14 protein-coding genes are annotated in these 19,910 nt (G+C 71.5%); 7 read left to right on the forward strand and 7 right to left on the reverse strand.

The genetic code is table 11. From position 1 onward, the window contains the following. Positions 1-27: 27 nt before the first annotated feature. From hutI to ACFYM6_RS10130, 5 genes are all read right to left on the reverse strand, one after another. Positions 28-1,296 (reverse strand): imidazolonepropionase, encoded by a 1,269-nt coding sequence (gene hutI, locus ACFYM6_RS10110; protein ID WP_387274099.1) that lies wholly within the window; start codon positions 1,294-1,296, stop codon positions 28-30. Then, positions 1,293-2,645, reverse strand: a complete 1,353-nt coding sequence (locus ACFYM6_RS10115; RefSeq protein ID WP_387274554.1) for a formimidoylglutamate deiminase — start codon at positions 2,643-2,645, stop codon at positions 1,293-1,295. The genes hutI and ACFYM6_RS10115 overlap by 4 nt, the downstream gene beginning before the upstream one ends. Beyond that, on the reverse strand, positions 2,642-3,841 hold the full coding sequence (locus ACFYM6_RS10120) for an allantoate amidohydrolase (RefSeq protein ID WP_387274101.1): 1,200 nt from the start codon (positions 3,839-3,841) through the stop codon (positions 2,642-2,644). The genes ACFYM6_RS10115 and ACFYM6_RS10120 overlap by 4 nt, the downstream gene beginning before the upstream one ends. 115 nt (positions 3,842-3,956) lie before the next feature. After that, entirely contained in the window at positions 3,957-5,612 is a 1,656-nt protein-coding gene (gene hutU / locus ACFYM6_RS10125) for a urocanate hydratase (protein ID WP_387274103.1), read from the reverse strand. A 12-nt stretch (positions 5,613-5,624) separates the two neighbouring features. Continuing rightward, entirely contained in the window at positions 5,625-6,470 is an 846-nt protein-coding gene (locus ACFYM6_RS10130) for a MurR/RpiR family transcriptional regulator (protein WP_387274105.1), read from the reverse strand. Between the two features lie 128 nt (positions 6,471-6,598). On the opposite strand from ACFYM6_RS10130, the gene ACFYM6_RS10135 reads away from it, so the two are divergent. From ACFYM6_RS10135 to ACFYM6_RS10165, 7 genes are all read left to right on the forward strand, one after another. Further along, entirely contained in the window at positions 6,599-7,837 is a 1,239-nt protein-coding gene (locus ACFYM6_RS10135) for a hypothetical protein (RefSeq protein ID WP_387274106.1), read from the forward strand. A 38-nt stretch (positions 7,838-7,875) separates the two neighbouring features. Continuing rightward, positions 7,876-9,405, forward strand: coding sequence for a serine protease (locus ACFYM6_RS10140; RefSeq protein ID WP_387274107.1), 1,530 nt, complete (start codon positions 7,876-7,878; stop codon positions 9,403-9,405). Positions 9,406-9,505: 100 nt separating this feature from the next. Next, the gene (locus tag ACFYM6_RS10145; protein WP_387274109.1) at positions 9,506-10,654 is read left to right on the forward strand and encodes a glycosyltransferase; all 1,149 of its coding nucleotides are present in this window, start codon (positions 9,506-9,508) and stop codon (positions 10,652-10,654) included. Positions 10,655-10,661: 7 nt separating this feature from the next. Next, positions 10,662-13,340 carry a glycosyltransferase gene (locus ACFYM6_RS10150; protein WP_387274111.1) on the forward strand — a complete coding sequence of 893 codons (2,679 nt, stop codon included), beginning with the start codon at positions 10,662-10,664 and terminating at the stop codon, positions 13,338-13,340. 77 nt (positions 13,341-13,417) lie between these two features. After that, the gene (locus ACFYM6_RS10155) at positions 13,418-14,593 is read left to right on the forward strand and encodes a hypothetical protein (protein ID WP_387274113.1); all 1,176 of its coding nucleotides are present in this window, start codon (positions 13,418-13,420) and stop codon (positions 14,591-14,593) included. Between the two features lie 27 nt (positions 14,594-14,620). Next, the gene (locus tag ACFYM6_RS10160; protein ID WP_387274115.1) at positions 14,621-15,889 is read left to right on the forward strand and encodes a DUF1800 family protein; all 1,269 of its coding nucleotides are present in this window, start codon (positions 14,621-14,623) and stop codon (positions 15,887-15,889) included. Beyond that, entirely contained in the window at positions 15,886-17,145 is a 1,260-nt protein-coding gene (locus ACFYM6_RS10165) for a DUF1501 domain-containing protein (protein WP_387274117.1), read from the forward strand. Before ACFYM6_RS10160 ends, ACFYM6_RS10165 begins: the two co-directional genes overlap by 4 nt. Positions 17,146-17,164: 19 nt before the next feature. Here ACFYM6_RS10165 and ACFYM6_RS10170 read toward each other — a convergent pair whose 3' ends face one another. Together ACFYM6_RS10170 and ACFYM6_RS10175 are read right to left on the reverse strand one after the other, a co-directional pair. Continuing rightward, positions 17,165-18,679: a sugar transferase gene (locus ACFYM6_RS10170; RefSeq protein ID WP_387274119.1), complete on the reverse strand. Its 1,515-nt coding sequence runs from the start codon at positions 18,677-18,679 to the stop codon at positions 17,165-17,167. 150 nt (positions 18,680-18,829) lie between these two features. Continuing rightward, positions 18,830-19,906 (reverse strand): LCP family protein, encoded by a 1,077-nt coding sequence (locus tag ACFYM6_RS10175; RefSeq protein WP_387274121.1) that lies wholly within the window; start codon positions 19,904-19,906, stop codon positions 18,830-18,832. Positions 19,907-19,910 lie beyond the last annotated feature (4 nt).

A 19,910-nucleotide genomic window follows, 5' to 3' on the forward strand; every position in this document is an offset into this window, starting at 1 on the left:
GCTTGATGATTCGTTCGCTTCGCTCACTCATTGCGGAACTCCGTTGTGCAGAACCTGGCGGATCAAGGGCACACCAGGCCGGTAGGCCAGGTGCAGGTGGGAGGGGGCGTCGAGGATCATCAGGTCGGCCCGCGCGCCCCGGGTCAGCCGCCCGACGTCGGTGCGGCGCAGCGCCACCGCCCCGCCGGCGGTCGCGGCCCAGACCGCCTCCCCCGGGGTCATCCGCATCTCGCGTACGGCGAGGGCGATGCAGAACGGCATCGACGACGTGTACGACGACCCGGGGTTGCAGTCCGTGGCCAATGCCACGGTCACCCCCGCGTCGAGCAGCCGCCGGGCCTCCGGATACGGCGACCGGGTGGAGAACTCCGCGCCGGGCAGCAGGGTGGCGACGGTGGCGGTGTGCCCGCCCTCGGCGCACATGCAGTCGACCCGCTGCGCGGCGAGCGCCTCGACGTCGGCGTCGGACAGGTGGGTGCAGTGGTCCACGCTGGCCGCGCCGAGTTCCACCCCGAGCTGCACGCCCGGCCCGGGGCCGAGCTGGTTGGCGTGCACCCGCACCCCCAGCCCCACCGCCTGCCCGCAGGCGAGGATCGCCCGGGCGTGGTGCACGTCGAAGGCGCCCCGCTCGCAGAACACGTCGATCCAACGGGCGTACGGGGCGGCGGCGGCCAGCATCGGCCCGCACACCATGCCCACGTAGTCGTCGGGGCGGTCGGCGTACTCCGCGGGGACCACGTGCGCGCCGAGGAACGTGGTGTCCTCGCTGAACTCGGCGGCGATCCGCAGCGAGCGGGCCTCGTCGGCAACCGTGAGCCCGTACCCGCTCTTGATCTCGATGGTGGTGGTGCCCTGCCGCATCGCCTCGGTGCGCAGCCGCTGCACGGTGGCCCGCAGCTCGTCGTCGGCGGCGGCGCGGGTGGCGCCGACGGTGGTGCGGATGCCACCCCCGGTGTACGGCTCGCCGGCCATCCGGGCGGCGAACTCGGCGGCCCGGTCCCCGGCGAAGACCAGGTGGGCGTGGCTGTCCACGAAGCCCGGCAGCACCGCCGCCCCCCCGGCGTCGATCCGCCGGTCGGCGGCCGGGGTGTCGCGGGCCGACCCGACCCAGGCCACCACGCCGTCCTCGACCAGCAGGGCGGCGTTGCGCCGGATGCCCAGCGGGCCGCCCTCGCCCGCCCCGAAGGAGTTGGTGACCAACTCCCCGATGTTGTCCACCAGCAGGCTGCCCGAGTTCCGCACCGCCGGCCGCAGCCGGTCGCCCGGCCGCACCGGCCGCTCCGGGAAGCCGGTCATGAGGTCACCTCCTCGATGGCGGCGCGCAGCTCGGTGGGCACGTCGACGGTGAGGTGCCGGCCGTCGGCGACCACCGTCCGCCCGTCGACCACCACGTGCGTGACGTCCGCCGCGGTGGCCGCGAAGAACGCCCCGACCGGCGGCACCCCGGCGGTCCGGGCGCTGTCCAGCCGTACGGTGACCAGGTCGGCCCGGTCGCCGACCGACAGCCGGCCGGCGTCACCCCAGCCCAGCGCGGCGTGCCCGCCGACGGTGGCGGCGGCGAGCAGCTCGGCGGCGGTGAAATGCCCTCGTCTGCGGGTCCGCAACCGCTCGTCCAGCTCCACGGCGCGGGCCTCCTCGAACAGGTCGACCACCGCGTGGCTGTCGCTGCCGAGGCTGAGCGGGCTGCCCGCCTCGGCCATCCGCCGAGCCGGCCCGATCCCGTCGGCGAGGTCCCGCTCCGTGGTGGGGCAGAGGCAGATCCCGGTCCCGCTCTCCCCGAGCAACGTGATGTCGGCGCTGGTCGGGTGGGTGGCGTGCACGGCAGTGGTGTGCCGGCCAAGCACCCCGTGGTCGGCCAGCAGCCGAGTCGGCGTGCAGCCGTGCACGGCCCGGCAGGCGTCGTTCTCGGCCGGCTGTTCGGACAGGTGCACGTGCAGCGGCAGGCCCTGGCGGTCCGCCCAGCCGGCCACCGTGGCGAGCTGCTCCGCCGGCACCGCCCGCACCGAGTGGATCGCCGCACCGACCCGGGCGTGGTCGTTGCCCGGGGTGAACCCGCTGACCCGCTCCGCCCAGCGCAGCGCGTCCCCGTCGCCGAACCGCCGCTGCGGCCCGGCCAACGGCGCGCCGTCCACCCCCGCGGTCAGGTACGCGGTGTCCAGCAGGGTGATCCGGATGCCCGCGTGCGCGGCCGCCTCGACCAGCGCCGCAGACATCGCGTTCGGGTCGTCGTACGCCGTCCCGTCCGGCGCGTGGTGCAGGTAGTGGAACTCGCCGACGCAGGTGATCCCGGCGAGCGCCATCTCCGCGTACGCGGCCCGGGCCAGGGCCAGGTAGGACTCCGGGTCGAGCCGGGCGGCCACGTCGTACATGACGTCCCGCCAGCTCCAGAAGTCACCCCGCCCGCCGTGGGTGCGCCCGCGCAGTGCCCGGTGGAACGCGTGCGAGTGGGCGTTGGCCAGGCCGGGCAGGGTGAGCCCGGGCAGCCGTACCGCGTCGTGCAGCACCTCGACCCCGGCGGTCGGCGTGCCGCCGCGGACCAGCGGGGTGACCGCGGTGATCCGGCCGCCCTCGGCCTCGATCAGCACGTCGGGCGTGGGTTCGGCGTGGTCGGGCAGCCAGGCGTACTCGGCCAGCCAGCGGGTCAGCGGCATGCCAGCTCCTCCAGCACCCGGGCCAGGGCGGTAACCCCGGCGGCGCAGTCGGTGTCGGTGGCGGACTCGGCGGGGGAGTGTGACACCCCGGTCGGGTTGCGGACGAAGAGCATCGCGGTGGGCAGGTGCGCGGCGAGCACGCCCGCGTCGTGCCCCGCCCCGGTGGGCAGCACCGGCGCGTCGAGCAGCCGGGCCAGCCGGTCGGCCAACCCGCCGTCGAACGCCACCAGCGGGGTCGCCGACTCCTCGGTGCAGGTCAGCTCGGTGCCGTCCCGCCGCGCCCGATCGGCGGCCTTGTCCCGCACCGCCGCGACGAGGCCGTGCAGCGTCTCCGGCTCGGCCGCCCGGGCGTCCAGCCAACCGGTCACCCGGGACGGGATCGCGTTGGTGGCGTTCGGCTCGACGGCCACCCGGCCGACCGTGGCGTGCGCGTCGCGCAGCCGGGCCTCCTTGTTCGCCGCCAGCACGGTGAACGCGTAGGTGAGCATGGGGTCGCGGCGGTCGGCCATCCGGGTCGTACCCGCGTGGTTGCCCTCGCCGTGGAAGTCGAAGCGCCAGCGGCCGTGCGGCCAGATGGCGCTGGCCACGGCGACCGGCGCGGCCTGGTCGACCAGCGCGCGGCCCTGCTCGACGTGCAGCTCCACGAAGGCCGCGAAGCGGCCGAGCAGCGCCGGGTCGGCGCCCGCCGGCCGGTCGCCCAGCGCCTCGGCGAAGCTCACCCCGTCGGTGTCGCGCAGCTCGGCCGCGCGGTCCACCGCGATCTCGCCGGTGAGCAGCCGCGACCCCAGGCAGGGTACGCCGAACCGGCCCCCCTCCTCCTCCACGAACGCGGCCACCGCCACCGGTCGGACCGGGGCGACGCCGGCCGCCCGCAGCTCGTCCACGGCGAGGAACGCGCTGACGATGCCGAGCGGCCCGTCGTACGCGCCGCCGTGCGGCACCGAGTCGAAGTGGCTGCCGGTGAGCACCGCCCCGCCCGCCACCGGGTCACCCCACCAGGCGAAGAGGTTGCCGTTGCCGTCCTCCTGCACCGGCATGCCCCGCTGCTCGGCCTGCTCGCGGAACCACGTCCGCAGCCGCAGTTCCGGCTCGGTCAGCGCGTACCGCAGGTAGCCGCCGCTGCCCGCGTCCCGCCCGACCGGGGCCAGCTCGTCCCACAGCTTCCGGAACCGGGCGGCCAGGTCCGTCATGCCGCACCCCGGTTGTTCGCGACTGCGGGGCTCCGCTGCGCTGCACTCCTCGCGCTCACGCCGTACCCCCGGTTGTTCGCGGCTGCGGGGCTCCGCTGCGCTGCACTCCTCGCGCTCACGCCGTACCCTCCGCCATCGGCACCCGGACGCCGGTGCGCGCGGCGACCTCGCGGGCGTCGTCGTAGCCGGCGTCGACGTGCCGGATGACGCCCATGGCCGGGTCGTTGGTGAGCACCCGTTCGATCTTCTGCCCGGCCAGCGCGCTGCCGTCGGCGACGCAGACCTGGCCGGCGTGGATGGACCGGCCGATGCCCACCCCGCCACCGTGGTGGATCGACACCCAGGACGCCCCGCTGGCCGTGTTGACCAGCGCGTTGAGCAGCGGCCAGTCGGCGATCGCGTCGGACCCGTCGGCCATCGCCTCGGTCTCCCGGTAGGGACTCGCCACGCTGCCGCAGTCCAGGTGGTCCCGGCCGATCACCACCGGCGCGCTCAGCTCGCCTGCGGCGACCATCTCGTTGAACCGCACCCCGGCCTTGTCCCGCTCGCCGTAGCCGAGCCAGCAGATCCGTGCCGGCAGGCCCTGGAAGGCGATCCGCTCGCCGGCCATCCGGATCCACCGGGCGAGGGACTCGTTCTCCGGGAACAGGTCGAGGATGGCCCGGTCGGTGGCCGCGATGTCGGCCGGGTCGCCGGAGAGCGCCGCCCAGCGGAACGGGCCCTTGCCCTCGCAGAACAGCGGCCGGATGTACGCCGGCACGAAGCCGGGGAAGTCGAACGCCCGCTCGTAGCCGCCGAGCTTCGCCTCGCCGCGGATCGAGTTGCCGTAGTCGAAGACCTCCGCACCCGCGTCGAGGAACCCCACCATCGCCTCGACGTGCTTCGCCATCGACGCCCGGGCCCGGTCGGTGAACTCGGCCGGCTTCGCCGCCGCGTAGTCGCGGGCGTCGGCCAGCTCCACCCCCTCCGGCAGGTACGACAGCGGGTCGTGCGCGCTGGTCTGGTCGGTGACGATGTCGATGGCGACGCCCCGGCGCAGCAGCTCCGGGAAGACGGTGGCCGCGTTGCCCACCACACCGACGCTGAGCGCCCGGCCGTCCCGCTTCGCGGCGAGCACCCGCTCGACCGCGTCGTCCAGCGAGTCGGCGATCTCGTCCAGGTAGCGGTCGTGCGCCCGGCGCTGCAGCCGGCTGCGGTCCACGTCCACGATCAGGCAGGCGCCACCGTTCATGGTCACCGCGAGGGGCTGCGCGCCGCCCATCCCGCCGCAGCCGGCGGTCAGCGTCAGCGTGCCGGCGAGGCTTCCGTTGAAGCGCTTGGCGGCGACGGCGGCGAACGTCTCGTAGGTGCCCTGGAGGATGCCCTGGGTGCCGATGTAGATCCAGGAGCCGGCCGTCATCTGCCCGTACATGGTCAGGCCGAGCTGCTCCAGCCGGCGGAACTCCGGCCAGGTGGCCCAGTCGCCGACCAGGTTCGAGTTGGCCAGCAGCACCCGGGGCGCCCACTCGTGGGTGCGCATGACGCCGACCGGACGGCCGGACTGCACCAGCATCGTCTCGTCGTCGCGCAGTTCGGTGAGCGTCCGGACCAGCGCGTGGTACGACGGCCAGTCCCGCGCGGCCTTGCCGGTGCCGCCGTAGACCACCAGGTCCTCGGGGCGCTCGGCCACGTCCGGGTCGAGGTTGTTCATCAGCATCCGCAGCGCGGCCTCCTGCGGCCACCCCTTCGCGGTGCGTGCGGTGCCGCGGGCGGCGCGGACCTGCTGGTGCATTTCCTACTCCTCTCAGCCGAGGAACAACTGACGGCGGGCGGCGGACGACTCGAACGCCTCGAGTCGGGCCTGGGTCTCGGCCGGGGTGGCGTCGCAGATCGCCTGGAGCACCACCATGGCCAGGGTCATCGGCGCGGTGTGCAGGTCGAAGACCAGGTCGGTGCCGACGGCGGCGGGGAGCACCACCTCGGCGTGGTCGATGGCCGGGCTCACCGGGGAGTCGGTGATCGCCACGACGGTCAGCCCGGCGTCCCGGGCCTCGCGCAGCGCGTCCAGGGTCTCCCGGGGGTAGCGGGGCAGCACGAACGCGAGCAGCGCGGTCGCCCCGGCGGCGGCGGCCTGTTCGAGCCGGTCGGCGAGGAGGCTGCCACCGTCGTCGAGGACCCGCACGTCCGGGTGCACCTTCGCGGCGAAGTACGCGAAGTACGCGGCCAGCGGCGCGGCGGCACGCAGCCCGAGCACCGGCAGCGGGCGGCTGGCCGCGAGCAGCTTCCCCACCTCGGCGATCCGGCCGGCGTCGGCGAGCTGGGTGGCGAGCCGGTCGAGGTTGCCCAACTCGGCGCGGACCGCCCGCTGGAGGGCGTTGCCGGCGTCGGCCGGGTCGGCGGCGCCGGTGGTCAGCTCCCGCAGCCGGCGGCGCAGCGCGGGGTAGCCGTCGTGCCCGAGCGCCATGGCGAACCGGGTCACCGACGGCTGGCTGACCCCGGCCAGCTCGGCGACCTCCGCCGCGGACAGGTACGCCGCCGCGCCCGCGTGCTGCACCAGGCAGTGCGCGATCCGGCGCTGGGTGGGGGTGAGCCGTACGCCGTGGAAGAGGTCCAGCAGGCGGTCGGTGGGTGCCGCACCGCTTTCATTCATAACGAGACTCTATGCATAAAAACTTTCAGTACGCAACCTCCGGCAACCTTCGCGTAGGCGACCGAGGGCAGTGGCGTGGGCGTCGCCTCTGTACTATCCGCACGGCGGATGAGCAGAGGAGTTGTGGCATGCAGCCGGTCGGTCCGTACAGGTTCACCGAAGCGCTCGGCGTCTGCCAGGTCGGCACGGCGTGGTGGGCCGTCGATGGACAGGATCGCCTGGTGACGGTGGCGATCCTCGACGGCGCTGCGGCGGCGGACCAGCCGTGGCGGGACGCCTTCGCCGCCGCCGCTAACGCCATGGCGCTCGCTCAGGGAGGCCAGCGCTACGTCAGCGCCGATTTCACCGCCGCGAAGCCGTGGGTGGCGTACCCGTCGGAGGAAGGGATGGGGGTGCAGCGCCTGTTTCAGGACCTTGGCATGGACCTGCATCCGATGGAGTCCGCGGCGGAGATCCTGATCCCCGAGACCGGCACCATCGCCGAACCGCCAGAGTCCGTCTCTGGCGTGCCGGCCTCTGGCGCGTCGAGCCCCACCTCCGGAGTCCCCCTGCCGTGGGCGATGCACGCCGCGGTGTCTCAGCCGGTGTCGTCCCCGCCGGAGTCGGGGGATCCACAGTCCGTCGCTGTTCCGCCGCCCGACCCGGTCGCCTCGCCGGGCCGCCGGATCACGCCCTCCGCGCCGCCGCGCCGCCGCGCCAGGGTCCTGGTCCTGGTCCTGGCGCTGGTCCTGGTGATGGCGGTCACCGGCGCCGGCACGTTCTTGTGGGCGCGGTCGGGTGCACCTGGAGCGCCGGAGGCCGGGCCCTCCGCCGGCTCTTCTCTTGCGCCAGAGCCGGCCGTGTCGCCCCAGTCGCCCGGCATCGAGCCGCCGCGCGCGGGCGAATGGCCTGATGACTGGCCCAGCTTCGGCCCGGGGGATACGGTACGGACCTACGCCGACCTCGAGGGCCTGGGGTTCACGCTCAAGGTGCCAACGGGATGGGACTGCGCGCCGGCCGGTAGGGCGCAAGGGTTCGCCAAGTATCACTGTGGTGTGTCAGACGGGAAGCAGCAGATCGGCGGCGAGCTGATCGTGCGGGACTGCCCTGCGCCGTGCGATCCGCAGCGACGGACCAGCATGCGCCAGAACGAGGATGCCTGGGGCCTGCAGTGGATGCGGGGCGGGGTGTTCGTCTCCTACGCCAACTCCAGCGACCTGCAGATCGACGGTGAACGCCGGTATGGCCTCGTGTTCGTCGCGTACTGGCGTGGTGGAAGCAGCGGGCATGTCGACCGTCAGCTCGTCTTCCGGATGACCTCCACGGTCGACGGGATAGGCCAGCTGCGCAGGGTCGCAAACTATCTCCGCGGCACCTTGATCTTCTAACCGACTCCTCCACCCCTCATTGCTGCGCGGAGCTCCACATGCCCTCTGGTACGGCCCTGGCGCGTCGGTCAAGCGTCCTGCTCACCACCATCGTGGTCGGATGCGCTGCCGCCGTCCCCGCTGCGGCCGTGCCAAAGTACGCGCGGAACGAACCGGCAGTCGCGGTCGCGGCTCCGGCGACCGTCTTCCTCGAGCTGACATATACCGGCTACCTCCGGAACACCGCGACCGGTGCCCTGGTACGCCCCGAGCCGGTGGTCGTGACGCGCCGGTGCAGCGGAGTGGCGGTGAACCCCGACGGCTACGTGGTGAGCACCACCGTCTGCGTGCAGCCGAGTCAGGAGGTACTGCTCGTCAGCGCGCTGTATCGGCTCGGCCGCACCGAGGTGGAGCAGAACGAGTTGCCAGCAAACCAGCTGGACACCTTCGTCGCCGGCCTCAAGGACTCGTCCACCTTCACCGGGCCGAGACGCCGAGCGGCACCGGCGCTGCGCCTGATGGGCCAGTCGAGCCCTGCGAAATCTGGGGCCACCTCGGCCCCGGCCGTTACCGGCGTCGTCGTGAAGGCGTTGTCGCCGGTCGCCGGCAACGTGGCGTTGGTGAAGCTGCGCACCAGGCTACCGGCCATCGAGCTGGCACCCGCTCCCGACCTGCACACCGGGTCGTCACTGGACATCCTGGGCTACGCGCTCGACACGAAGGCCGACGACCCGGCCACCTACGTCCTCCGGAGCAGGACGGTGGAGGTCACCGGGCGCACCGGGACGAACCGTATCGGCGTGGACAGCCAGATCGGCCCCGACTCTCGTGGCGGCCCGGTCGTAGACGCGCAGGGCCGCCTCGTCGGGCTCCTGGACACCGACAGTTCCGCTGACGACGAACCGATCCGCGACTTGATCAAGACTGACTACATCAGCCGGCTCCTCGACCAGAGCGGTGTCGACGCTCGGCTCAGCGAGGTCGACCACGCCTTCCGGTCGGCGCTGAACGGCTACTTCGCTGGGCAGTACTCCCAGGCGATCGACCGGTTCGACGTCGTACTGAGGCTGGACCCCATGCACGCCGCGGCCCAGGCATACCGGGAGCGGGCACAGGAGCGGCTGAAGCTCGACGGGAACGTCGCGGAGAATGCGGCGAACTGGTGGCTGTACCTGCTGTCCGCCGTCGGTGGGGCACTGATCATCGGCACGACAGCTCTCGTGCAGCGGCGACTCGGCGGTGCGGTGCCAACGGCAGCGGCGGGCACCGTGTGCCCGGGCGACGACGCGGAGCAGCGAGCACAGCCGGCCCTCATCCCAGCGGAGCGGAGCGGCCTGCCGGCCTCGTCGGCCCCACCGGCACCGTCGTCGCTGGAGGACACGGTGGTGCTGTCCCTGCCGCAGGCGGGCGGGGCGGATGCGCGGGCTTCGTCGTCGCTGGAGGACACGGTGGTGCTGTCCCTGCCGCAGGCGGGCGGGGCGGATCCGCGGGCATCGTCGTCGCTGGAGGACACGGTGGTGCTGTCCCTGCCGCAGGCGGGCGAGGCGGATGCGCGGGCCGCATCGTCGCTGGAGGACCGGTGCTGCTGATCACGCAGCAGCGACCAAGACGAAACACTCCTTGGGCGCCATCCGCGCGGAGACTGACTGCGCGGCTCGACAACCAGTTGCAAATGATGGGATAGGCGACATGATCAGCAGTGAATTCGGCGTCGCTGCAGGTGATCCTGCCAGCGGGAGTGCGGGCGGACCGTTGCTGGCCGGCCGGTCGGTCGCCCTGGTGCACGAGTGGTTCGGCGCCACGGGCGGCTCGGAGAACGTCTTCCTGGCCATCCGTGAGGTGCTGCCGGACGCGAAGGGGTTCGTGTTGTGGCGCGATCGCGACGCACGACGCGGCCTCGACTTCGAGGAGTCGTGGCTCGCCCGGACGCCGCTGCGGCGGTCGAAGGCGCTGGCGCTGCCGGTCATGCCGTTGACCTGGCGGACCCTGACCCGCGAGCGGTTCGACGTGGTCATCTCGTCGAGCCACGCCTTCGCACACACCGTCAAGTTTCGGTCCTCCCCGGACGCGCGCTACCTGAGCTACATCCACTCGCCGGCTCGTTACCTGTGGAGTCCCGACTTTGACGGCCGGGGCTCGAACGGAATGCTGACCGTGCCACGGCGCGTGCTGCAAGGCGCCGACGTCCGCCTGAGCCGGCACGTGAACAGCTACGCGGCCAACTCCCGTGAGGTGCAGGCACGGATCCAGCGGTTCTGGAAGCGTGATGCCCGCATCATCCACCCACCGGTCGACGTGGACTACTTCACCGATGCCCCGGCCGAGCAGCGCCGGCAGGACCGTGGCTACCTGCTCGGAGTCGGGCGCTGGATCCCGTACAAGAAGTTCGACTTGATGATCGAGATCGCCGATGCCGCCCGGCTGCCGCTGGTGATCGCGGGGTCAGGGCCGGAGGAGGAGGCCCTGCGCCGACAGGCGGCACGGGTCGGCGTCCCGGTCACTTTCGAGCGGCAGCCGTCCCGGGACCGGCTCCGCGAGCTGTATTGGGGGGCGAGGTGCCTGCTCTTCCCCACGCACGAGGACTTCGGCATCATCCCTGTGGAAGCGATGGCCTGCGGCACCCCGGTGCTGGGGCTGCGCCGCGGCGGAGTGCTGGAGACCGTCGTCGACGGGGAGACCGGATTCCTGGTCGACTCCGACGACCCGGGGGATTACGCCGCCATGCTGCGCCAGCTCGACGGCCTGGACCGCGACCGGGTCAGCGCGCAGGCCGCCCGGTTCTCCGCCGACGTGTTCCGCGCGAACGTGGCCGCGTGGGTCGCCGATGAGACCTACTGAGCCCGCTGTGCCCACACCCACCACACGCCTGCGGCGGCCGTCCGTCCGTACGGTGCTCGCGGCGGTCGGGTTGCTGGTCATCGCACTACTCGCGGTCAGCACGGTGCTTCCCCGGCCAACCGTCGCCGGTGTGCTCGGCCTCGTCGTGGTGGCGGTGAGCCTGGCGGCGCTTTACCAGACCACGCGGTCGGGGGCCTTCACCCCGGTCGCCGTGACGTTCTGGGCGTTCGTCACGGTGTGGGTCGGCTTCGCGCCCCTGCTGCAGATCCGCGATCGGCGCCTGCCCTGGCCCGACCTGCCGCTCGACCAGTACTACGTCAGCGCGCAGGTCATCCTCCTGTTCGCGGTCGTGGCCTACTGGGTGGGCAACACCCGCCGCCTGCCGGCACCCCGGCCGCGCACCTCGCCGCGTACCCGGATCACTATCGAGAAGGCGCTGGCTGTCACCGGGACCGCCGCCGTCCTGGCGGTCGTCTGCCTGCCGATGACCGGCGGGCTGGCCGTCCGGTTCACCAGCCGCGACGACCTTCAGCGCGCCATCGCCGAGGCGGGCCTGAAGAGCCGGCAGGACCTGGCGCTGCTCGGACTGCTCAGCACCTTCCCGGCCGCGGTCGCCGCGGTCGCCCTCGTGCTGTGCCTGGTCTGCTGGCGGACCCGGAACTTCGCCGGCCCACGAGCGGGGTGGATCCTGCTGGGCGCCACCGCCGTGGCGGTGCTCCTCAATGTGATCTATAACAACCCCCTGTCTGCCAACCGGTTCACCGCCTTCGGGGTGATGCTCGCAGCTGGCCTGGCGATCGTTCGGTTCGAGCGGCAGCGCTGGCGGAATCTGTTTTCGCTCGGCATGCTCACCGGCCTCGCCGTGCTCTATCCGCTGGCGAACATGTTCCGCAACGAGCGGTCGCGCGGCAACCTCCGGTTGGGCTTGGATGCGTACTACACCTGGGACTTCGACGGCTTCCAGCAGACGGTCAACGCGGTCTATTACGCCCGGGTACACGGCCACACCTGGGGCCACCACCTCATTTCGGCGCTGTTGTTCTGGGTGCCCCGATCCTGGTGGGAGGGGAAGGCGATCCCGGCGGGCAACGCGGTGGCGGCCAGCAGGGGCTACGAGTTCCAGAACCTGGCCCTGCCGTTCTGGGCCGAGGTGTATCTGGAGTTCGCCTTCGTCGGCGTCGTGGTGCTGTTCTTCTTCTACGGCCGGCTCGCCCGGCGACTCGACCACGCCTTGACAGCCAGGCCGGACGGACTCGGGGCCGCCCTCACGATCACCTTCGCCGCCTTCCAGATCGGCCTGCTGCGCGGCCCGCTCGGCGCGCAGATTCCGTTCGTCGGTGCCGCGTTCGCGGTGCTCGTCGTGGGCGTGCTGGCCCTGCCTGACCCGGGCTGGCGGCTCACCCGACCGCCTCTATCGGTGGACAACGACTCGCCGGCCGGCGCAGCCGCCAGGCCAGAGGAGATGGCGCAAATGACTGAACCACGCCCCAGGGTCGCCATCCTGGCGGACTGGTGGTGGCCGGACGAGGTCGGCGGCGCGGAGCGGTCCGCTCGGGCCGCGACGCGGGAGTTGGCCGACTTCGCCGAGGTGGCGGTCTTCGTGCCGGCCACCGTCGACAACACGTACGCCGACGGTCCGCTCACCGTGCATGCCGTCCGGCGACCCTTCGCCCGGCGGCAGCACGCGGACACCCGGATCCGGCGCGGGCTGGAGCTCCTGACCGCCTGGCTGCTGCCCCTCGTCGCGTCGCGCCTGACCCGCCGGATCGGGGCGTTCCGGCCCGACGTCGTCGTCGCCACCAACATCTCCCGTACCGGTCCCTGGCTGCCCCGCTGGGTGAAGGCGCACAGGCTGCGGTACGTCCGGGTATTCCACGACCTCAGCGATACCTGCTGGCGCCGGTCCCGGCTCAAGGATTCACGTATCTGCGCGACAGTGTGCGGCGAGTGCCAGGTCAAGGCGCGGATCATGCGCAGTGCCACCCCGTCCGACGCGGTGAGCGTCTGCGTCTCCGGCTTCGTCCGCGAGGAGCTCATCGCCTCGGGCCTGACCACTCAGGAGTCGAGCCTGGTCGGCTACCCGCTGATCGGTCCGACGGAACCGGTACGGCCGGCGCGGCGCATCGACGAGACTCAGCTCGTCGTCGGATACCTCGGCCGGATCGACCCGGTGAAGGGCATCGAGGCCGCCATCCGCACCGCCAGCGCTCATCAGCGGAACACGAGGCTGGCGGTGCGGGTGCTGGTCGCCGGTGAGGGGCAGCCCGACTACACACGGACGCTGGCCGAGCTGGCCCGGTCGGAGGGGGTCGAGCTGCAGCTGCCCGGCCGGATGGGAGTCGACGAGTTCTGCAACTCGGTGGACGTCGTCCTGATCCCGTCCCGCTGGATGGAGCCGTTCGGCCGGGTCGCGGTCGAGATCGGGCGGACCGGGAAACCGATGCTGGTCTCGCCGCTCGGCGGCCTGCCCGAGGCGGCCGCCGTCTCCGGCGGTGCCTACGCGTTCGCGGACTTCCAGGACCCGGAGGCAGCCGCAGTCGCACTGAATAACCTGCTGAACGGCCCGTCGCGTGCCGTCGCACCGGCGGTCGGCGCCACCGCGATGCCGTTGACACAGGCCGTCGTCGCCGCGACCCAACGGGTAGGGCCCGCTCCGTATCAGGCGACCGCCGGGGGTCGGCCGTGACGGCAACGAGTACTCTGCCGCGTACCAGCGGGCGGAACTGGGCCAGGCCAGCCCTGACCCTCGGGCAACTGGCCCTCATGGGTACCAGCCTGATCTTCAGCCTGGCCCTGGGCTACGCCGGTGACCTGTCCGCGGTCGGCGCCACTGCGCCCGCGATGCTCGTCTTCCAACTGACCTGCGGCGTACTGCAGCGAACCCTCGCCGAGGCGACGTTGCTCAGCGAGTCGCACGCCGAGCGGATGGCCGCGCGGACGGACTGTCAGCGCTCCGTGGCCGCCGCTTTCACCGGCGGGCTTGCCGGCGCCGTACTGGCGGTGGCCTCGGCGCTCGCCGTGTCCGGCGGGTCGATTGAGCTGGCCGTCGCCTACGCGGCCGGCATCCCATTCGCGCTGGCGCTCGACATCGGTCGGGCCGCCGGCGTAGCGGCCGGTGCCGCCCGAGCGGTCTTCCTGGAGACGGCCGCGTGGCTGGCTGCGCAACTGGTCCTGATGGGCGTCTTCGCCGCGATCCGCGCACCGCTGGCCATCTGCCTGTCCTGGGCCGTCGTGAATGCCGTGTTCTTCCTGGTCGCCGCCGGTCGACCCGAGCGCCGGGCGCTCTTCACCGGATTGCCCAGCTGGGTGCGGTCGCGGCGGGGCGTGATGGGCGCCGCCTCCCTGGACGCCCTGCTCGTCGGTCTCACCCCGGTGCTCGCCATCCAGGTCACCGCTTTCGTCGTCGACGCTGCCACGCTCGGGGTGATCCGTATCACTCAGCAGCTGTTCGCGCCGTTGGCGTTCGTGTCGATCACGTTCCGCCGGATGCTCGTTTACCAGCGCAAGGCAGACGTCAGTACGACCCGACGGCAGGACCTGCGCGATGGACTGCTGGCGCTGGCGCTCATGGCCGCCGGTTCGGCCGTTCTCGGGGTGGCGGTGCTCGCCGGGCACGGATTCGTCCCCGCGCTGTCCTTCATCCCTGTGGGGTCGGTCCTGCTTGCGGCCGGGCTGGAGAAGACGGCGCTCGGATTCTCCTACGGTTGCTCGCTGAGCCGGTTCATCCGGGGCGAGTTCGACCTGCTCCTGCGTGCCCGCTATGTCATGCTCGGCCTGACGATGCTCGCCGCGCCGCTCCTGGCAGTCGAGTTCGGGGCACCCGGCTATCTGGTCGCCTCATCCATCGGCATGGTCGTCTACTCGCTCGTCCTCGTCGCGTTGCCGGCCCGCCGCCGTCCACAACCGACACCCGTCCCGTCCGGCACCGGCCTGTCCTGACCGGACGCTGTCGTCTAGGTTGTTGTCATGAGCGAGAGCGTCGGCCTGCTGCTGCGGCGTGCCGGATTCGGCCCGACCGCAGCCGAGCTCGCCGCCGCCCGCCGGGCCGGCTATGTCGCGGCGCTCGCCGGGCTGACCGCGCCGCCCGGGCCGGACATCGGCGCGGCGGACGCGCCTATCCCGGACATCGGTCCCGACGTGTACGCGGGCAAGCGCGACCTGACCTACGAGGAGAAGGTCCGGCTGGAGGACCTGCGAGTGGTGCAGACCGCGGAGATCACCCAATGGTGGTTGCACCGGATGACGGTGGCCAGCCACGTGGCCGTCGAGAAGCTGGTCTTCTTCTGGCATGGGCACTGGGCCACGTCGGTCAAGAAGGTACGCAGCCCCCAGCTCATGCTCAACCAGCACCGGGCCCTCCGTGACGCCCCCGATTTCACGGTGATGGCCCGGCAGATGGTCATCGACGCCGCGTTGAACCTCTACCTGGACGGCCACCTCAACACGCGACAGGCGCCCAACGAGAATCTGGCCCGCGAGCTGTGCGAGCTGTTCGTCCTCGGGCTCGGCCACTACACGGAGAAGGACGTCAAGGAGGCAGGGCGAGCGCTCACCGGCTGGCGCTTCAGCCTCACCCTCGGCCGGTCGGTCTTCAACCCGCAGGACCACGACTCGGGTGCCAAGACCATCCTGGGCCGGACAGGGAACTTCACCGCAGCGAGTCTGACTGACCTCCTGCTGAGCCAGGGCGCTTGTCCGCGATTCATCGCCTCCCGCCTCTGGTTCCGGTACGGCTCGTCCGTGGAGCCGATTCCGAAGGCGCTGCAGGAGAAAATGGTCCGGGAATTCCCCGCGCCGATGGCCATGCTGCGGGTGCTCTTTGCGGACGAGGCGTTTCAGGCGACGGCCGGCACCGTGGTGAAGCAGCCGGTCGAGTGGCTCGTGGGTGCCCTGCGGCAACTGGGGCTGCGGCTGTCCCAGCTTTCCGCGAAGACCCGCGCCGCCATCCTGCAAGACCTGGAGAGCCTGGGGCAACTGCCATTCGCTCCGCCCAACGTGGGCGGCTGGCCCTCTGGTGGTGCCTGGCTGACGTCCGCCTCGGCCCAGGTTCGGATGCGCCTCGCCGGCCGGATCGCCGAACATGCGCCGGTCGAGCAGTTGACCCCGGAGAGCCTGGCATACCTGTTCGGCGTCGACCAGTGGACGAATCGGACGTACGCCGTGCTGCGGGGTGTGAAGGACCGGCGGCAGTTGTTGACCCTGGGATTGGTGAGCCCGGAGTACCTGGTGACATGACGATGGATGCGCTGACTCGACGTCGGTTCCTGCTCGCCTCGGGAGTCGCTGCGGGCGCCGCGCTCGCGGCGGGTGCCGGTGGGCTGGGACTTGCCGAGCTACTACGGAGCGCCGGGCCGGACACCTCCGCGGCCCCGGAAAAGAAGCTCGTCCTGGTGACGCTCTACGGTGGCAACGACGGGCTGAACACCGTCATCCCCTACACGGACCCCGCTTACCACAAGGCACGGCCCACCCTGGCGTACGACGCCGAGAAGGTGCTGCACCTGGACGACACGCTGGGGCTGAACCCGGTCATGCGGGGCATGAAGCAGTTGTGGGACGAGAAGCGGCTGGCGATCGTCCGGGGCGTCGGCTACCCGAGGCCGGACCGCAGCCATTTCCGGTCCATGGACATCTGGCAGACTGCCTCCCCGGCTGAGCCCGTGACGACCGGCTGGGTGGGCCGGTGGCTCGACGGCACGAAGGCCGCGCCGGAGGCCGCGGTCAGCTTCGAGCCGGTGCTACCCCCGGTGCTCGCCGGGGAGACCAGGGCGGGATCCTGCGTGAGCGTCAGCGGGCTCGAGCTACCTCCGGGCATCACCGTCGACGCGGTCGCGGCCCTGGGCCGCGTTGAGCCCGGAGAACCGGAGCTGCAGGCCCGCGCGGCCCGCGCATTCGCCGACCTACTCAAGGTGGAGCGTCTGGTACACGGAGCCGACGAACGGCAGAGCCACACGTCGAGCCCGGAGGAGGAAGAGCTGCTGACGACTGCCCCCGGTGGTCGTCGCGTTCTCGAAACCCAATTGGCGCTTGTGACTCACTGTATCGAGGCCGGTGTGCCCACCCGGGTCTACTCGGTGAGCCTTGACGGCTTCGACACGCACGCGATGGAACGGGCCGGGCACGAGAGCCTGCTCACCCGACTCGACCGCGCGTTGTCGGCGTTCGTGGCCCGCATGGCACGGACCGAGGCGGGACGCCAGGTGACCGTGGTGGTCTACAGCGAGTTCGGCAGGCGGGTGCGCGGCAACGCCTCGCAGGGCACCGACCACGGCACGGCGGGACCCGTGTTCGTCCTAGGGCCGGCTGTGGCCGGCGGGTTCTACGGCGAGCAGCCGAGCCTCACCGACCTCGACGATGGCGACCTGAAGGCCACGATGGACTTCCGGGACGTCTTCGGCACGGTCATGGCGTCAGTGCTCGGCGCCGATCCCGATCGTTATGTGGGCGGTGGTTACCGGACGAGGCATCTGCCGCTGCTCCCCGCCTACTGAGGGGTCGGCGGGCGACGAGTCACCGGCCGCCCGCCCGGAACACCTCCGCGAGGGTACGCAGCACGATCTTGATGTCGAGCCAGAGCGACCAGTTCTCGATGTAGTAGTTGTCGAACCTCGCCCGGTCGGAGATCGGCGTGTCGCCCCGGAGGCCACTGACCTGTGCGAGCCCGGTGAGCCCGACGGGGACCCGGTGGCGCATCGCGTAGTGGGGGTACTCGGCCGAGAACTTCTCGACGAAGTACGGCCGTTCCGGCCGCGGCCCGACCACGCTCATCTCCCCACGCAGGATGTTCCAGAGCTGGGGCAGTTCGTCCAGCGACGTACGGCGCATGATCCGCCCGATGGGCCCGACCCGCCGGTCGTGCGCGATGGACCAGTTCGTCTGCGACTCGTGCTCGTCCACCGGGCGCATCGACCGGAACTTGATCACCTTGAACGGCTTGCCGTACCGGCCGATCCGTTCCTGGTAAAAGAAGATGCCGCGACCCCCGTCGACGAAGGTGGCAGTGGCACAGAGCAGGAGCACCGGGCTCAGCAGGATCAACGCCACCGCGGCGAAGAGCATGTCTGAGGCGCGCTTGACGGCCCACCGCGGGCCGGAGAGCGTAGTGTCACCGATCTTGACGATCGGGATCGCCCCGATGTGGTCGGGGTAGCCACCCTGGGAGCGGGAACCCCAGAGGCGCGGCACCGCCCAGAGATCGCAGCGTGAGCTGCGGGGTCGGAGCAGGGTCTCCATGAGGGTGGACTCGAGGCAGTCAGGGTCGGCGATGACGAGTACGTCGCATTCGAGCAGCCTCGTGAGGTGTTCGAGGTCGTCGAGGGTGCCGAGCAGCGGGACCGCCCCGGTGCCCTGCCGCGACGGAGCGTCGACACAGCCGACGAACCGCAGGCCGTACTGGGGATAGCGGCGGAGCAGCCGGGCGATTTCCACGCCGATCGGACCGCTACCGATGATGATGGCGTTGTGCTCCACCCACCGGCGCTTGCGGGCGAGGAGGATGAAACTCCGGTTGAACGCCCGGCCGACGATCACCAGCCCGGCGGAGAGGGCGACGTCCTGCATGAATCCGCTCACGTACGGCACCGAATCGTGGCGCTCGGCCGCGATGATGCCCACCACCGCAGCGGAGGCCAGCAGCCGCCCGCAGAGGCTCGGCAGTTCGTCCAGGATGCTGATGTGCCGACGGGCCCGGTAGAGCCCGCCAGCCGTGAAGAGGGCAATCGTGAGGCCGGCATTGACCAGGGTCCCGCGCCAGTAGTTCTGGGTCACGAGCAGCGGGGCGAGTAGCGCGACCACGTCGAACGGAGCCGCCATCATCCAGGCCCGGAGCGAGCGCGTGCGCTTCGAGGCCCGGGAACTGGCGTATGGCAGCACTGCGGTCGTGTCCAGACCGACGCGCGCCGCATCGGTGACCGCGGGCTCCTCGGGCCGCTGCACGACAGGAAGTGCCGCGAGTGTCTCCGCGTCGACCGCCACGTCGGGCGGCGACGCCACGCTCTGCCGCGATGCTTCCTCGAGCGGCGTCATGCCCGCAGCTGGATCCCTCGTCGCCGAGTACCCTGACATGGTCGTTCCTCCCCGTGAAACGCCCGGAGCCTGCATGATGCAGGTCCCGGGCGATCGCAGCATATGAGGAGGTCAGTCCCACCACCAGAGCCGGCAGGACAGATCGAGATCCTACTTTCCGGCGGAGAGAATCTCCGGGACCGAGTCGCGCCGGACCGCGTCGAAGAGTGTCTTGGCCCTCGCCGTGTCCGCGAACACCACGCTCTCGCTGCCGACCCGGCCGGTCCCCTTGGTGGGGCAGGTGTAGAACCCGAGGTTGCCGCTCCGCAGGCCGCGCAGCTCCATCGCCAGGTCCACGAGGGACAGTGACTTGTCCACCGCCACCGAGCTGGCCGTGGCCTTCACAAACGAGTTCAGCTTGGTGGGGCTGCTCAGCGTGCCGCCGGAGGCCGCCTTGTCGAGGATCGCCTTGATGACCTGCTGCTGGTGCTTGATTCGGGTGAAGTCACCGTTGGCGAAGGCGTACCGCTCCCGCGCGTAGTCCAGCGCGGTGGCGCCGTCCATGGTCTGCCGGCCCTTGACGAACTCGCGGCGGCCGTCGGGATTGAGCGAGTGTTTCGAGGTGAAGTTCTGATCGACGTCGATCTCGATGCCGCCCAGGGCGTCGACGATCTCCTTGAAGCCGGAGAAGTCGACCATCGTCACATGGTCGATGCGGACGCCCGTGAACTGCTCGACCGTCTGCACCATGAGCGGCACACCGCCCCAGGCGTACGCCGCGTTGATCTTGGCCTCCCGGCCGCCCCGGCCCTCCTTCGACCGCGGCACCGGCACCCAGGTGTCGCGCGGGATCGAGATGAGTTGGGCGCTCGACCGGTCCGCTGGCAGGTGGGCCAGGATGATCGTGTCGCTCCGGGAGCCCCCGGAGTTCTCCGGGTCGCGGGAGTCGCTGCCCAGCATCATGATGTTCATCGCGCCCTTCGCCACGACCTGCGGGCGGGACTCTTCGGGCACATCGTCGAAGGCGTCGACCCGCTCGATGGAGGAGTCGATGGAGCGGTAGTACAGGCCGCCTGCGATCATGCCACCGCCGGCGAGCACGACCAGCACGAGCAGCACGGTCAGGACGATCCGCCGCCCACGGCGCCGACGCGGGGCCGGGGCGGGCGGCTGCTCCACGCCGTCATGTTCCACCGGGGAACCGAAGAATTGGGTGTCGGCGTCGACGATCTGCTGGCGATGTGACATGTGC

The organism is Micromonospora sp. NPDC006431 (assembly GCF_042870725.1).
Taxonomy (GTDB): Bacteria; Actinomycetota; Actinomycetes; order Mycobacteriales; family Micromonosporaceae; genus Micromonospora.